Origin of the sequence: Tenacibaculum piscium (assembly GCF_021390755.1) — a bacterium.
In the GTDB taxonomy this organism is placed as follows: Bacteria; Bacteroidota; Bacteroidia; order Flavobacteriales; family Flavobacteriaceae; genus Polaribacter; species Polaribacter piscius.
The window spans coordinates 46,825-62,381 of the sequence record NZ_JAJGWR010000004.1 but is presented as its reverse complement, the minus strand read 5'-3'; the positions used below and the strand labels follow the sequence as shown (position 1 = coordinate 62,381).

Sequence of the window (15,557 nt, the reverse complement as noted above, 5' to 3'; positions counted from 1 at the left end):
AAATGATAACACAACTAAAAGGAAAACTCGTAGAAAAAAGCCCTACGCACGTAGTCATCGATTGTAATGGCGTAGGATATTTATTGCATATTTCTTTACATACCTATTCCTTATTACCTGCCGATGAAAACGTACTTTTATATACGCATTTATCAATTCGGGATGATGCACACACGTTATATGGGTTTTTCAATAAAGTAGAACGAGAGATTTTTAGATTGCTAACCTCCGTATCTGGCGTAGGACCAAGTATTGCGAGAACGATGTTGTCATCGATGACATCCGAAGAAATACAACAAGCCATCGCTTCAGAAAATGTGAAAGCAATACAAGCTGTTAAAGGAATTGGCGTGAAAACTGCACAACGCGTTATTGTCGATTTAAAAGATAAAATAGTGAAAATCTTTGATTTAGACGAAGTTTCAATCACCCAAAACAATACAAATAAAGAAGAAGCGTTATCTGCTTTACAAGTACTTGGCTTTTTACCAAAACAAGCAGACAGAGTTCTTGGAAATATACTAAAAGAAACACCTGACGCTAGTGTTGAAACACTAATAAAACAGGCGTTGAAAAATTTATAAAACAGCTTGAAAAAAACAGTTATCAATATATTCTTAACAACACTTATCTTACTGATAAGTGTTGTTTCGTTTTCGCAAAACACAGGAAATAATGCAAAAAATAACCTGAAAAATACTTCAAAAAAGACACTAAAAGAGACACCAAAAGATACTGTTACTCCTTTGAAATATGGTTTTAAAAATCATCAAAATGGAAGTCTTTTTTTAAACAATCCAACAGAAAAAAAAGTTACCTACGATAACGTAACTAATAAATTTATGTTGGTCGAAAAAATTGGGAATTATCAAATTGGAACACCAATTTTTATGACCCCAAATGAATATAAAAAATATCGCCTGAAAAACGATATGAAAGAATATTTTAAAGAAAAAATTGATGCCACCAATTCAAGAAAAAAAGGCAACAAAAAAGCTCAGAAAAATTTATTACCTAAATATTATGTAAATTCTAAGTTTTTTGAATCTGTTTTTGGTGGAAATACCGTAGATGTAAACCCTACAGGACAGGTAAATATCAAATTAGGAGGCGTTTATCAGAAAAATGAAAACCCTTCAATATCCATAGAAAATCAAAGTAATTTTACCTTCGATTTTGACCAACAAATAAGTACAAGTCTACAAGCAAAAATCGGAACACGCTTGAAAGTAACCGCAAATTACGATACACAATCAACTTTTGATTTTCAAAATATCATCAAACTAGAATATACGCCAACTGAAGACGATATTATCCAAAATATTGAAGCTGGAAATATTAGCATGCCTATTAAAAATTCGCTAATTAACGGCGCACAAGCCTTATTTGGAGTCAAAACAGCACTGCAATTCGGTAAAACACACATAACAGCCGCTTTTTCTCAACAAAATTCACAATCTAAAACCGTCGTTGCAGAAGGTGGTGCTACCATTGAACAATTTGAATTAAGAGCCTCTGATTATGATAACGATCGTCACTTTTTCTTAGGACATTATTTTAGAGAAAATTATACCCAAGCATTAGCAAATTATCCGCTGATAAATAGTCCAATAAACATTACAAGAGTTGAGGTTTGGGTAACCAACACAGCACAAAATGTAACCGATTATCGAAGCATTGTAGCACTTGCCGATTTAGGAGAATCCAATTTTGAAAATAAAGTAAATCAAAATTCCGTAAGCAATGCACCAACAACTGCTTCCGTTAATTTAAAAATAATTCCTTACAATAATGTTAATAATTTAAGTCAATTATTAACCGAAAATGGTGCAATTAGAGACGTTGCAACAGTAGATACTGCCATTAAAAATATCGGAATCCCTGCCAAACAAGGCGTTAATTATTCCTATTTACAAAATGCTCGAAAACTACAACCAAACGAATTTAAAATAGATAACCAATTAGGATTTATCTCTTTAAATAGACGCTTAAATGATGGCGAAGTATTAGCTGTTTCCTACGAATATACTGTGGTTGGAGCCTCTAACGGAGAAACCGTTTTTAAAGTAGGAGAGTTTTCAAACGATGGTGTTGTAGCACCTGCAAATTTAGTCGTAAAATTATTACGTAGCGAAACTTTAAATACCATTCGTCCAAATACTAGCGCTCCTGGGTTTTTAGGAGAAGCCTTTCCGACATGGAAATTAATGATGAAAAATATTTATGCCTTAGGAGCATCACCACTTGAACGTGATGGTTTTCGTTTTGAATTATTATATCGTGATGACCAAACAGGAACGCTACAAAATACCCTGCAAAAAGCAACGACATCAGGTATTACAAAAAAACCTTTATTGCGTATTTTTAATTTAGATAAATTAGATCAAAGTGAATATGCAGTGCCAAATGGTGATGGTTTTTTTGACTATATAGACGGAATTACCGTAAATTCACAAAAAGGATACGTTATTTTTCCAGAACCAGAACCTTTTGGAAATGATTTAAAACAAGTACTTACCACAACTAGTGACCAAGAAAAATACCTGTTCGAAGAACTCTATTTAACGACCAAAATTCAAGCTAAAAATGAATATCAAAATAAAGATAAATTCTTTTTAAAAGGATACTTCAAAGCTAAAACAACTAGCGGAATTTCTTTAGGAGGATTCAATATTCCTAGAGGTTCAGTAACTGTAACCGCTGGCGGAAGACAATTGGTAGAAGGCGTAGATTATGTGGTGGATTATCAATTAGGACGTGTTCAAATTTTAGATCCAGGATTGGAAGCTTCAGGAATTCCTATCAACGCCACCACTGAAAGTAACAACTTATTTAGCCAACAACGAAAAACATTTATCGGAGTTGATGTAACGCACCAATTCTCTGAAAAATTTAGCCTTGGAGGAACGTATTTAAATGTGAGTGAAAAACCAATCACACCAAAAGTGAATTTTGGAGGCGAACCCATTAACAATACCATGTTAGGACTGAATTTAGCATACGCATCTGAAGTGCCTTTTCTAACAAAATTAGCCAACAAATTACCCTTTGTAGAAACCGATGTACCTTCAAATGTTTCCGTTAGAGCCGATATGGCATATTTAATTCCTGGTTCGCCAAGCGGTATTAATGTTGATGGAACGGCAACTTCTTATTTAGATGATTTTGAAGCCTCACAAATTCCGATTAATTTAGGAAGTCCGCAACAATGGTTTCTAGCAAGTACACCCGAATCTCAAGGATTAAATGGCGGTTCAGGAGATTTATCATATAATTATAAAAGAGGAAAAATCGCTTGGTATAATGTCGATCAGCTTTTTTACGGAGGAAGCAATAAACCAAGTAATATCGACCAAAATGAATTGTCGAGAAATGAAGTGCGTCAAATTCGATACAATGAATTATTCCCAAATACCGACCTCGATATTACCCAACAAAATTTAATCAGAACCTTAGATTTAGCCTATTATCCAACTGAAAGAGGTCCGTATAATTATAACGAAAATTCAGAAACGTCACAAGAACGATGGGGAGGAATTATGCGACCGCTAACCACCAATAATTTCGAACAAGCAAACGTAGAATATATTCAGTTTTGGTTGATGGATCCGTATGAAAATTATTCGATCACTCAAGCAGAAGGTTTGCCAACAGGAGTAAATCCGCAAGCACTTGGTAATCAGGTTGGAAAATTGTTTATCAACCTTGGAAACGTTTCCGAAGATATTTTAAAAGATGGACGAAAACAATACGAAAACGGACTACCTTCCGATGGAAAAAAAATAAATTCAGGACAAATTGGCGCAAATATTACCGAAACTATTTGGGGAGATATTCCCTTAAATCCATCAATATTATACGCCTTTGATAATAGTAATGAAGCTCGAGAATATCAAGATATTGGACTCGATGGTTTATCAGATGAAGAAGAAAAAATTAAATTTCCCGCCTTTGCATCACTCGATGACCCTGCGGGAGATAACTTTCACTATTTTAGAGGAGGCGCTATCGAAAGCTCAAATCCATCAGTGTTATCAAGATATAAAAACTTTAACGGAACGCAAGGAAATTCGCCAACAGCAAGCCAATCGGGAGAAGCATACCCAACCTCAGCAACCGCATATCCAGATACCGAAGATATCAACAAAGACCAAACCATGAATCCTGTAAATAGTTACTTTGAATATCAAGTTTCTTTAAATAAAAGCGATTTATTAAAAGGTCAAAATAATATTATTGATATCAAAAATGAACCCATTACACTAGCAAACGGAACCCGAAGAAGTACGACTTGGTATCAATTTAGAATCCCTGTTAGAAATGTTACAGAGGCTCAAAAAATTAACGGAATCTCCGATTTTAATAGTATCCGATTTATCAGAATGTTTTTGACAAAATTTAAAATGCCCGTAGTTTTACGATTCGCAGAACTAGAATTAGTACGTGGCGATTGGCGTAGATATACCAAAACATTTCCTGAAAATGGCGTGCCTGTTAATCTCAAACCAACAGCTTTAAATAAATTCGAAGTAGGCGTAGTGAGTATCGAACAAAATGAGAAACGATACAAATTACCTCCAGGAATTTATCGAGAAGAATTACAAGGAACAAACAGAATTCAACGTCAAAATGAACAATCCGTAACCCTAAAAGTTACCGATTTACCAGCCGATGAAACTCGAATGATGTACAAAAATATCAGTATCGATATGCGTCGATATAAAAAATTACGCATGTTTTTACACGCCGAAGCTCCTTTGCAAAGCAATACGCAAAATGATGATATGGTCGCTGTTATCCGTTTAGGAACCGATTTAAATGACAACTATTACGAAATTGAAAAATCATTGAAATTATCAACCAGTAACGCTACTTCTGAAGATGTTTGGCTTGCTGAAAATAATTTAGAAATCTCTTTGAAAGAATTAGCAAACCTAAAGCTTGAAAGACCTTCAGTAGGGGATGTTTTTTCATTAACAACCAGCAACGGCTTAAAAATATCTGTTAAAGGAAATCCAACATTAGCACAAATAAGAACCGTAATGTTAGGAATGAAAAATACGTCAAATTCAATGAAAACAGCCGAAGTTTGGTTCAATGAATTAAGAGTCGTAGGTTTTGATAACAAAGGCGGATGGGCAACCGTAGTGAATGCCGATGCGAATCTTGCCGATGTGATGGACGTGTCGTTAGCAGGAAGTATGTCAACCATCGGTTTTGGAAGCATTGAAGATCGAGTACAACAACGAAGCATCGAAGAAACCAAACAATATAGTGTCGCTACAAATATTCAAGTAGGTAAAATGATGCCTCCAAAATGGAACATGCAAGTACCGATGAGTTATAGCTATGGCGAAGAATTTAGAGACCCAAAATACGACCCGCAATTTCAAGATATTGAACTCAAAGAAGCATTAGATAAAAATCCAAATAGTAAAAATTCGCAAGATTATACCCGTAGAAAAAGTATCAGCTTTATCAACGTTAAAAAAAATAAAAACCCCAAAAGTACCCAAAAACCGAAATTCTATGACGTAGAAAATCTATCCGTATCCTACGCACATAACGAAGAATTACATCGAGATTATAATATTGAAAAATTTGAAAATAAAAACGTAATGGCAGGAGCAAGCTATCAATTTAATTTTCAACCATTCAGTATCGAACCCTTTAAAAAATCAAACCTATTTAATAATAAATACCTACAACTTCTTAAAGATATTAACTTCAATCCTATGCCGAAAACAATCGCACTGAATTCAAGAATTAATAGAAGTTATAGCTCTCAAAAATCAAGAAATTTAATCGATTTGCCCGTAGAACAAAATGCGCTAATTCAACGTAGATTCCTGTTTAATTGGGATTATAGCATCGGTTTTGACCTGACTAAATCACTCCAGCTAAACTTTAATGCAACCAATAACTATATTTATGATAGCTTCGGAAATGATGAAAATCTCGAAATATATGACAAGTTCTTTACCGTGGGAAGACCCGATAATTATCATCAGAAATTAAATGCAACCTATAAATTACCTATCGATAAAATACCATATCTGAACTTTATATCCGCAGATTACGGATATACCGCAGATTTCGACTGGAAATCAAGTTCGCAAAGTTCCCTTAACTTGAAAAATGGAACCACCATAAAATATGAAGACGTTGTCGGAAATATGATTCAAAATGCCAATACTCATAATGTTAACGCTAATATCGATTTTGGTCGCTTCTATAAAAATATCAAACTAAAAGAATTATTAACCAAAAAAAATAAAAATAATCCTGCCAATAATCTAGCAAATAATTCATCAAAAATTAAACTCAAAAAAAATGCCTCTTTTGGACAAAAAATATTCAAAGGAATGTACGATGTACTAACAGCCGTTAAAAGAGCCAAAATCACCTACGCCCAAAATAACGGAACCCTATTACAAGGATACAAACCTTCCGTAGGATTTTTAGGAAGAAATAATTATCAGGGTGGAAATGCTCCATCGCTAGGATTCGTTTTTGGAAGTCAAACCGATATCTTACATAAAGCCATCGAAAATAATTGGCTAGTTACAAGAACTAGTCAAACTGATGAAAATCAACCTTACTATAGTAAAAATTATAGCAAAACAAACTATAAAAAATTAGCCTATACCGTATCGGTAAAACCATTTAAATATGTAAGTATCGACCTAAAAGCAAACAATATTAAAACCAGTAATTTAAATCAGCAATTAGACGTAATCGCTAACGGAAAAGGAGGGTTTGAACAAGATCCAAAAATAAAAGCCTTCGAAACAGGAAATTATAGCACAAGCCATTTTATGCTAGGAACCGTATTTGCCGATGGTGAAAAATTATACAACACCTTCCTAGAAAATAGAAGTATTATCGCAAACCGATTATCAAAAAAATCAGGATTGCCAAACGATGCAACAGGAAAAGGATACAAAATTACCGGACAACAAACCATGTTACCCGCATTTATTTCGGCATATTCAGGAAATAATGCCAACAATGTAAGTACCAAAGTATTTAAAAATATTCCAATCCCAAACTGGACACTTCGATTTAATGGATTGATGAAATATAAATGGTTTAAAAAAACATTTGATGCCTTCACCGTTTCACATGGCTATCAATCATCGTATACTATTGGTAATTATACCAATAACTTACAGTACGATAAAAATAACCCAACAAACGTAAATAATTCTGGTAATTATCAACCAGAACTATTACTTTCGTCAGCAACTTTAATCGATGAGTTTTCACCCCTAGTAAAAGTAGCCCTGAAAATGAAAAACGATTTCTCTTTTAAAGGAGAAATAAGAACCGATAGAAGCTTAACATTGAACTTTAATAACAATACACTAACCGATATTACTGGAACACAATATATTATCGGTTTTGGATATAAAATAAAAGATGTTAAATTTGTAACGCGATTTACAGGGAAAAAACAAACGATTAAAGGAGATATCAACCTGAGAACAGACATCTCTTTGAGAGATAATTTGACCTTAATACGAAGCGTTGATAAAGAAAATAGTCAGATAACAGGAGGTGAGAAATTATTTGGACTAAAATTTATTGCAGATTACAATTTAAGTAGTAGTTTAACAGCGTCTATTTATTACAATCACCAAACGTTTAAATACGCGGTGTCAACAACGTTTCCAAGGCAATCTATTAATGCAGGAGTCAGCATTATATACAACTTAGGAAACTAACTGAAAATTAATAATAAACAAACATCATAAAAATAATACACAATTACAATGAACATTCCAGCAGAATTAAAATTTACGAAAGACCACGAATGGGTTAAAGTTGAACAAGGAGTAGCTACAATTGGAATTACCGATTTTGCACAAGGTGAATTAGGAGATATCGTTTATGTAGATGTTGATACCTTAGATGATTCTTTAGATATTGAAGAAGTTTTTGGTTCAGTAGAAGCAGTAAAAACAGTATCTGATCTTTTTATGCCGTTATCAGGAGAGGTAATTGAATTTAACGAAAAGTTAGAAGATGAACCAGAATTAGTAAACTCAGATCCATACGGAGAAGGTTGGATGATAAAAATTAAATTATCAGACGATTCACAAACTCAAGATTTATTAAGTGCTGAAGAATATCAAGCGCTTATTAAAGCATAATTTAACAACAATAGCAATACTGATTAGCATTAGTATTGCTATTCTTAGTTTAATTAAGATTGAGAGTCGACCACCAATTAAAATAAATCATATCGATAAATATGAGCATGCAATTGCTTATTTCGTGTTGTCTTTTGCCTGGTTATTGGCTTTTCATAAAACAAAAATAAATAAATTTATAATTGTTTTGTGTTGTCTGTTTTACGGCATAATTATTGAAGGGCTTCAAAGTACAATAACTTCCTATCGTTCAGGAGAAGTTTTAGATATTGTAGCAAATACGACGGGTATTTTAATAGCTTATATTACGTACTTTCTTTTTTTTAGGAAAATGTAACTATTTAAAGAATTAGCTTGTAAAAGTTGAAATAAATTAATTAAATTAGCGAACTATTAAAAAACATTTAGGATGGAAATTAAGAAAAATCCAAAATCAAACTTAGAGAATTATAGTAAACTGTTTATGCAGTTAGGTTTGGTTTTAGCTTTATTTGTAACATATGTTGCGATTGAAAATAAAACATACGATAAAGAGTATGGAGATTTAGGAGTAGCGAATATGGCCTCTGAAATTGAAGAAGAAACGATAGAACTTCTTATTGTAGAGCCTCCAAAGCCAAAACAAAATACCCCTCCACCTCCAGCTCCAGATAAAATTGAAGTTGTAGAGGATGAAAAAGAAGTAGAAGAAACTGTTATTGAATCTACAGAAACAGATGAATCGGAAGCCGTTGAAGTGGAAGATATTGAAGAAGTAGTAGAAGAAGAAGAAGTAGTAGAAGATGTACCTTTTTCTATTATTGAAGAAGTGCCAATTTTTCCAGGATGTACAGGATCGAAAGCAGAGAAAAAAGCGTGTTTAAATAAAAAATTACAGAAACACGTACAACGTAATTTTGATGCTGAATTAGCAAACGAATTAGGATTAGCTCCAGGAAAAAAACGTATTTATGTTCAATTTAAAATTGATAAAGATGGTTCTATTACCAGTGTAAATGCAAGAGCTCCTCACCCAAGATTGAAAAAAGAAGCTATCCGTGTCGCTAAAAAGATACCTAAAATGAAACCAGGTAAACAAAGAGGTAGACCCGTAAGAGTAGGATATACATTACCAATTACTTTTAATGTAGAGTAATAAATATAACGTACTATTTATCTGAAAAAATAATATAAAAAAAGCAATCCTATACGGATTGCTTTTTTTATGAAAAATACTCTTTTAATACTCTTTAAAAGCCTGTTTAAATTTCATCTGAAAAAAATATAGTGTCAAAAAATGACGGCAAGGGGTTAAAACCCCTTGTTAAAAGGAGCTGAAAATTACAAAAAAAGCTAAAAAATGTGGCAAATCAGGATGAGAAACTGAAATAAATTCAGTTTGACGCATTTTTATTTTTAAAACAAGGGGTTTTAACCCCTTGTCATACCTATTTTGACGTTACAAAAATTTTTGGAATAAAATTTAAACAGGCTCTAAAAGAAATTAAAATTGTATCGAGAATTTGAATTATTTTATCTTGATAATTTTTGATTGATTTTAACGCTAAAAAAGTTCTCAATACCATTTTTTTGAAAGAAAAAAATCACTCGAACTAGACAGGTTCTTTAATATTTAAAACACTCTTTTAATACTCTTTAACATTTTTTAATACGATTAATTTTATCATCATGAAAAAAACAGCCTCTTTTTTTGCTCACGAAACCGCCGTTATAGATGCCGATTGTAGTATTGGAACAAATACAAAAATTTGGCATTTTAGTCATATTATGTCACACTGTAAAATTGGAAATCAATGTAATATTGGGCAAAATGTGGTGGTTTCTCCACAGGTTATTTTAGGAAATAATGTAAAAGTTCAAAATAATGTATCTATTTATACAGGCGTTATTTGTGAAGATGATGTTTTTTTAGGACCTTCTATGGTTTTTACCAATATCATAAACCCTAGAAGTGCGATTGTGAGAAAAAATAAATATGTAAAAACAATCGTTAAAAAAGGTGCAAGTATTGGTGCAAACGCCACCATAATTTGTGGAAATACCATCGGTAAATATGCCTTAATAGGAGCAGGGTCAGTCGTTACCAAAGAAGTATTACCTTATGCATTAGTTGTTGGAAATCCTTCAAAACAAATAGGATGGGTAAGCCAATATGGGCATCGATTAGAATTTGATGAAAACCAAAAAGCAACCTGTTTAGAAAGTGGTCAGGTATATTTATTGCAGAATAATAACGTAATTAAGATACGCTAAAAAGAATCTTAACTTATTAAAATAAAATATAAAAAACCATCAGTAAAGAACTGATGGTTTTTTAAGATGATTAAAATTAATAATTTATGTGATAAATAAAATACTATTTTTTATTATTCTCTTTAATATATTTATCTAAAGCCATCGTCATTGAAGGAGTATTTGGCGTAGGTGCTGCAATATCAACACGTAAACCTCGGTCTTCAACAGCCTTGATTGTTGAATTTCCAAAAACAGCAATTCGAGTATTATTCTGCTTAAATTCAGGGAAGTTTTCAAACAAACTGTCTATCCCTGAAGGACTGAAAAAAACTAACACATCATAAACAACATTCTCTAAATCAGATAGGCTACTGACAACAGTTTTGTACAAATTTGCACGCTTCCAATCAATACCTAACTTATCTAACTCTTCAGGAATTAATGGTTTTAATTTATCCGAAGAAGGCAGTAAAAATTTCTCGCCTTTATGTTTCTTTATTAATTTTATCAAATCAGGAAATGTTCGACTTCCAACATAAACTTTACGTTTTCGGTACACAACATATTTCTGTAAATAGTAAGCAACCGCTTCTGATTGACAAAAATACTTCATAGAATCGGGAACTGTAAAACGCATTTCTTCAGCAATTCTAAAATAATGATCGACAGCATTTCTGCTTGTTAAAATAATTGCTGTATAGTTTTTTAAGTCAATTTTTTGAGATCGAACTTCTTTTCCATCAATACCTTCAACATGAATAAAAGGACGAAAATCAATTTTCACTTTTTGTTTTTCAGCCAAATCAAAATACGGAGAAGTTTCCGTCTTTGGAGCAGGTTGAGAGACTAAAATAGTTTTCACTTTCATATATTTTTCTCTTTACGTAGTCGTTATTTTATAAACAATTAATAGGGGTGCTATTTCAAGGGTGCAAAAGTACAAAATAAAATAAAATAACTTGTGTATAACTATTTTTTTGTTGTTTTTTAAAATTAAAAAAGCCCTGAATATAAATAAGATACCAAAAAAACTAACTAAAAAAAGCCGATTCGTAAACCCATATTGATAGACAATTAGAACAGGAAATAACCACAAACTAAGGCTGTTTAAGTAGCCTATTTTTGTAGCTGAAAAATATTGCAAGTCCTGTGAAGATTGCATAATCTTAGCTAAAATAACATCAATAAAAAAACGTACTATAAAATATACCGATACAAAACATAATAGCATCAAATAATTGAAAAAAGTATCCGCATATATGCTTGGCATTAGTATCAAAAATAAAAATAAGGAAAGTATAATCGTGGAAAATAAAAATAAAAAACCATAAAAAGGCGTTAAAAAAGAAGCACTATCTGTTATTTTATTTTTGATAAATCCTGTAGTAAAAAACGCATAGGCGTAACCTCGTAATTTTTTTGGCTTGATTAATTTTAGTATCGCTAACAAAATAATAGCAACGATAAATACTAAGGTAATCCAATTATTATCAGGAATAATGCGTTCAATTGCTTGCAATCGTAGTTGTTTTATGCGATTAATTTAACACAAAATTAGTGATAATTTAGTGTATATTTGCTTAGTTTTAGATGAAAATTACAGGAAAAAAAATACATGAAATCAGACGCTTTAGTTATCATACCCACTTATAACGAAAAAGAAAATATAGCGGCGATTATACACGCAACTTTTAGCCAAAAAAAAGCGTTTGATATTTTAGTTGTCGATGATAATTCTCCCGATGGAACAGCCAATATCGTAGAAAAACTTCAAAAAGAATATCCAAATAAACTTTATCTCGAAAAAAGAACTGGTAAAAATGGCTTAGGAACTGCTTATATTCACGGTTTTAAATGGGCAATTGCTAAAAAATATGATTTTATTATTGAAATGGATGCCGATTTTTCACATAATCCAGCTGATTTAATTAAATTATACAACGCCTGTGCCATTGATGGTGCCGATGTTTCCGTAGGTTCTCGATATTCCGTAGGCGTAAACGTCGTAAATTGGCCCATGAAACGGGTTTTATTATCGTATTGTGCTTCTAAATATGTGCGTTTTATAACCCGAATTCCCGTGCATGATACCACTGCAGGTTTTGTCTGCTGGAAACGAAAAGTACTCGAAACTATTCGATTCGATAAAATTAAATTTATCGGATACGCCTTTCAAATTGAAATGAAATTTAAAGCATGGAAACATCAATTTACCATCAAAGAAGTTTCCGTTATCTTTACAGATAGAGTTTTAGGAACTTCAAAATTAAGTTCTGGAATTATTAAAGAAGCCGTATTTGGAGTGATAAAAATGACCTTAAAAGGATTACCAAAGTAATAATAAAACTATGAAATCATACTTAATTAAAAATGCGAAAATCGTTAACGAAAACAAGGTTTTTAAAGGCGATGTGCTAATCGAAGGAAATTATATTAAAGAAATTTCAACGGAAATTAAATCCGAAAATATCAAAAATACTATCGAAATTATTGATGCTCAAGGTAAATATTTAATTCCAGGAATGATTGATGACCAAGTGCATTTTCGCGAACCTGGTTTAACGCATAAAGCAAATATCGGAACAGAAAGTAAGGCCGCCATTGCAGGTGGAATTACCTCATTTATCGAAATGCCAAACACCGTTCCACAAGCTACAACGCAAGAATTATTAGAAGATAAATTTGAAATTGCATCAAAAACATCGTACGCAAATTACTCGTTTATGTTTGGTGGAACAAACGATAATTTAGACGAATTATTAAAAACAAATCCGAAGAATGTAGCGGGAATTAAGTTGTTTTTAGGTTCATCAACAGGAAATATGTTGGTGGATAATGAACAAACTTTAGAAAAAATATTCTCTTCTACCGATATGCTAATCTCTGTACATTGTGAAGATGAAGCAACTATCAGAAAAAATACGGAAGAATATGTTGCCAAATATGGCGATGATATTCCATTAAAATATCACCCAATTATCAGAAGTGAAGAAGCTTGTTATTTATCTTCATCAAAAGCAATTGAATTAGCTAAAAAAACAGGAGCAAGGTTACACGTTTTTCATTTATCAACAGCAAAAGAAACGCACCTTTTTAGAAATGATATTCCTTTAGAAGAAAAGAAAATTACAGCAGAAGTTTGTGTGCATCATTTATGGTTTACCGATAAAGATTATGATGAAAAAGGAACACATATTAAATGGAATCCTGCGGTAAAATCTCAAAAAGATAAAGACGGATTATGGAAGGCTTTATTAGATGATAGAATCGATGTAATCGCCACAGACCATGCGCCACATACGCTAGAAGAAAAAGATAATGTGTACACAAAAGCCCCAAGTGGAGGTCCCTTAGTACAACATGCCGTAACAGCGATTTTTGAAAAAGTAAAACAAGGCGTAATTTCAGTTGAAAAAGCAGTCGAGAAAATGTGTCATAATCCTGCAAAATTATTTAGAGTCGAAAAACGTGGCTTCATTAAAGAAGGCTATTTTGCTGATCTTGTTTTAATCGATAATAATCAAAATTGGACGGTTTCTAAAGATAATATTTTATATAAATGTGGTTGGTCGCCTTTTGAAGGAACTGAATTTTCAAGTAAAATTACACACACTTTTGTAAATGGAAATTTAATGTTTGTAAATGGTGTTTTTGATGAACAAACCAAAGGAAAACGCCTAGAATTTAAAACAGTTTAAAAATTATATCTTAAAATATAATGAAATACTTTTTTTACCTATTTATATTGATGCTATTGGCTTGTTGTACCAGCAATACCAAGTATGAAAAGCCCAAAAATCTGATTCCAAAAGATTCTATGATTGCATTATTAACTGATATGTATATCGTAGCATCTACGAAAAATATCAAAAATAAATTGTTGAAAAGAGATGAAAATTATACGTTTCTAATCTACGAAAAATATAAAATTGATACCACACGTTTTAATTTAAGCAATGTGTATTATACCTCAAAAGTAGAGGAATATGGCGATATGCTCAAAGAAGTAAAAAAAAATATCGACTCTTTAGAACGAATTTATATGGATAAAAGCAAAATCCAAGATACTGTATCGAATAATTCATCAAAAAATAACATAAAAAATAAGCTTCAAAAAAATAAATTAGAAAAATAAAAAATAATTAAGCTCTAAAATTTTTACTGATATTCTTAATTTCAGTAGCGATTTCAGTAAATTTAAAATTGATTTTTTCTTGAATTTTTGAACTATTATAAAAGGAAATAGGATGAGAAGCCCGCGCTGTATTTTTAGTAAGCAACGGCTTCTTTTTGGTTAGTATTGAAATAAACCAAGCAAATCTCCAAAAAAATGCACTTAAAAATTTACTTACTTTTATAGACGGACGTTTTTTATGTAAATTATCGGCAATTAGAACTAAAATTTCTTTAAATGATTTGTTTTCTGAAACCAAAATAAAACGTTCGTTTTTAATGGTCGATTCCATTAATAAAATCATGGCTTTTACCACATCTTGAACGCCTACAAAACCTGTAATTCCTTCGGTATAAAAATTAAAACCATTGTTTATTTGGGTAAATAATTTCCCAGAACCTTCTTGCCAAAAACCACTTCCCAAAATAACACCAGGATTTACAATAACGACTTCTAATCCTTCTTGACTGCCTCGCCAAACTTCCATTTCAGCACCGTATTTTGTGATGGAATATCCGCTGTGAATATCACTATCTGACCATTCATTTTCTTCATTGATTGGTTGAGAATTTATGGCATTTCCAACGGCAGCAATCGAGCTTACAAAACATAGTTTCTTAATCTTGGCTTCAATAGAAAAATTAATAATATTTGCCGTTCCTTCAATATTTACTTGACGCATTTTTTTATATTCCTTCGGATCAAAAGAAACCAAGGCAGCACAATGATAAACTTCCGTAATTCCTTTAAAAACAGCTTCTAAAGAAGGTGTTTCTGTAATATCTGCCTGAATCCATTGTATTTTTGAAAAAAGAGATGCAACATCATCTGTATAAAAAGAAAATATTTTTTTGACGTGTTCCCGCTTTCCTTCGGATCTATAAATTGCCCGAATTTTAGCACCTTTTTGTAGCAGATGATACAATAAATGCGACCCAACTAAACCTGTTCCTCCTGTAACTAAAATCATGCTTCAAAGATAAATTATTTTA

Annotated in this window: 12 protein-coding genes; 9 read left to right on the top strand and 3 right to left on the bottom strand. The window is 32.0% G+C overall.

Annotated elements, in window-relative coordinates; translation table 11 throughout:
- The first annotated feature begins 2 nt into the window (after positions 1 to 2).
- From ruvA to L0U72_RS08120, 6 genes are all read left to right on the top strand, one after another.
- A complete protein-coding gene (ruvA, locus tag L0U72_RS08140) occupies positions 3 to 584 on the top strand; it encodes a Holliday junction branch migration protein RuvA (RefSeq protein WP_101918615.1) in 582 nt (193 codons plus the stop codon).
- 6 nt (positions 585 to 590) lie between these two features.
- Entirely contained in the window at positions 591 to 7,727 is a 7,137-nt protein-coding gene (gene sov, locus L0U72_RS08135) for a T9SS outer membrane translocon Sov/SprA (protein WP_233898855.1), read from the top strand.
- A 48-nt stretch (positions 7,728 to 7,775) separates the two neighbouring features.
- Positions 7,776 to 8,156: a glycine cleavage system protein GcvH gene (gene gcvH, locus L0U72_RS08130; RefSeq protein ID WP_101918616.1), complete on the top strand. Its 381-nt coding sequence runs from the start codon at positions 7,776 to 7,778 to the stop codon at positions 8,154 to 8,156.
- Positions 8,122 to 8,493, top strand: coding sequence for a VanZ family protein (locus L0U72_RS11800; protein WP_369075222.1), 372 nt, complete (start codon positions 8,122 to 8,124; stop codon positions 8,491 to 8,493). Before gcvH ends, L0U72_RS11800 begins: the two co-directional genes overlap by 35 nt.
- 72 nt (positions 8,494 to 8,565) lie before the next feature.
- Positions 8,566 to 9,291: an energy transducer TonB gene (locus tag L0U72_RS08125; protein ID WP_233883343.1), complete on the top strand. Its 726-nt coding sequence runs from the start codon at positions 8,566 to 8,568 to the stop codon at positions 9,289 to 9,291.
- 533 nt (positions 9,292 to 9,824) lie between these two features.
- Positions 9,825 to 10,409, top strand: coding sequence for an acyltransferase (locus L0U72_RS08120; RefSeq protein WP_233898854.1), 585 nt, complete (start codon positions 9,825 to 9,827; stop codon positions 10,407 to 10,409).
- A 103-nt stretch (positions 10,410 to 10,512) separates the two neighbouring features.
- On the opposite strand, the gene L0U72_RS08115 is transcribed toward L0U72_RS08120, so the two are convergent.
- Together L0U72_RS08115 and L0U72_RS11795 are read right to left on the bottom strand one after the other, a co-directional pair.
- Positions 10,513 to 11,259, bottom strand: a complete 747-nt coding sequence (locus L0U72_RS08115) for a uroporphyrinogen-III synthase (protein ID WP_101918620.1) — start codon at positions 11,257 to 11,259, stop codon at positions 10,513 to 10,515.
- Positions 11,260 to 11,271: 12 nt separating this feature from the next.
- On the bottom strand, positions 11,272 to 11,910 hold the full coding sequence (locus L0U72_RS11795) for a DUF4271 domain-containing protein (RefSeq protein WP_394801455.1): 639 nt from the start codon (positions 11,908 to 11,910) through the stop codon (positions 11,272 to 11,274).
- Positions 11,911 to 12,006: 96 nt separating this feature from the next.
- On the opposite strand from L0U72_RS11795, the gene L0U72_RS08110 reads away from it, so the two are divergent.
- Genes L0U72_RS08110 through L0U72_RS08100 form a run of 3 tightly spaced genes read left to right on the top strand, consistent with a single transcriptional unit; the run spans position 12,007 to position 14,526 of the window.
- The gene (locus tag L0U72_RS08110; protein WP_233898853.1) at positions 12,007 to 12,729 is read left to right on the top strand and encodes a polyprenol monophosphomannose synthase; all 723 of its coding nucleotides are present in this window, start codon (positions 12,007 to 12,009) and stop codon (positions 12,727 to 12,729) included.
- A gap of 10 nt (positions 12,730 to 12,739) precedes the next feature.
- A complete protein-coding gene (locus L0U72_RS08105) occupies positions 12,740 to 14,089 on the top strand; it encodes a dihydroorotase (protein WP_233898852.1) in 1,350 nt (449 codons plus the stop codon).
- A gap of 20 nt (positions 14,090 to 14,109) precedes the next feature.
- A complete protein-coding gene (locus L0U72_RS08100; RefSeq protein WP_101918624.1) occupies positions 14,110 to 14,526 on the top strand; it encodes a DUF4296 domain-containing protein in 417 nt (138 codons plus the stop codon).
- Positions 14,527 to 14,533: 7 nt separating this feature from the next.
- Here the strand turns inward: L0U72_RS08100 and L0U72_RS08095 are convergent, their stop codons facing one another.
- On the bottom strand, positions 14,534 to 15,535 hold the full coding sequence (locus tag L0U72_RS08095; RefSeq protein ID WP_233898851.1) for an NAD-dependent epimerase/dehydratase family protein: 1,002 nt from the start codon (positions 15,533 to 15,535) through the stop codon (positions 14,534 to 14,536).
- Positions 15,536 to 15,557 lie beyond the last annotated feature (22 nt).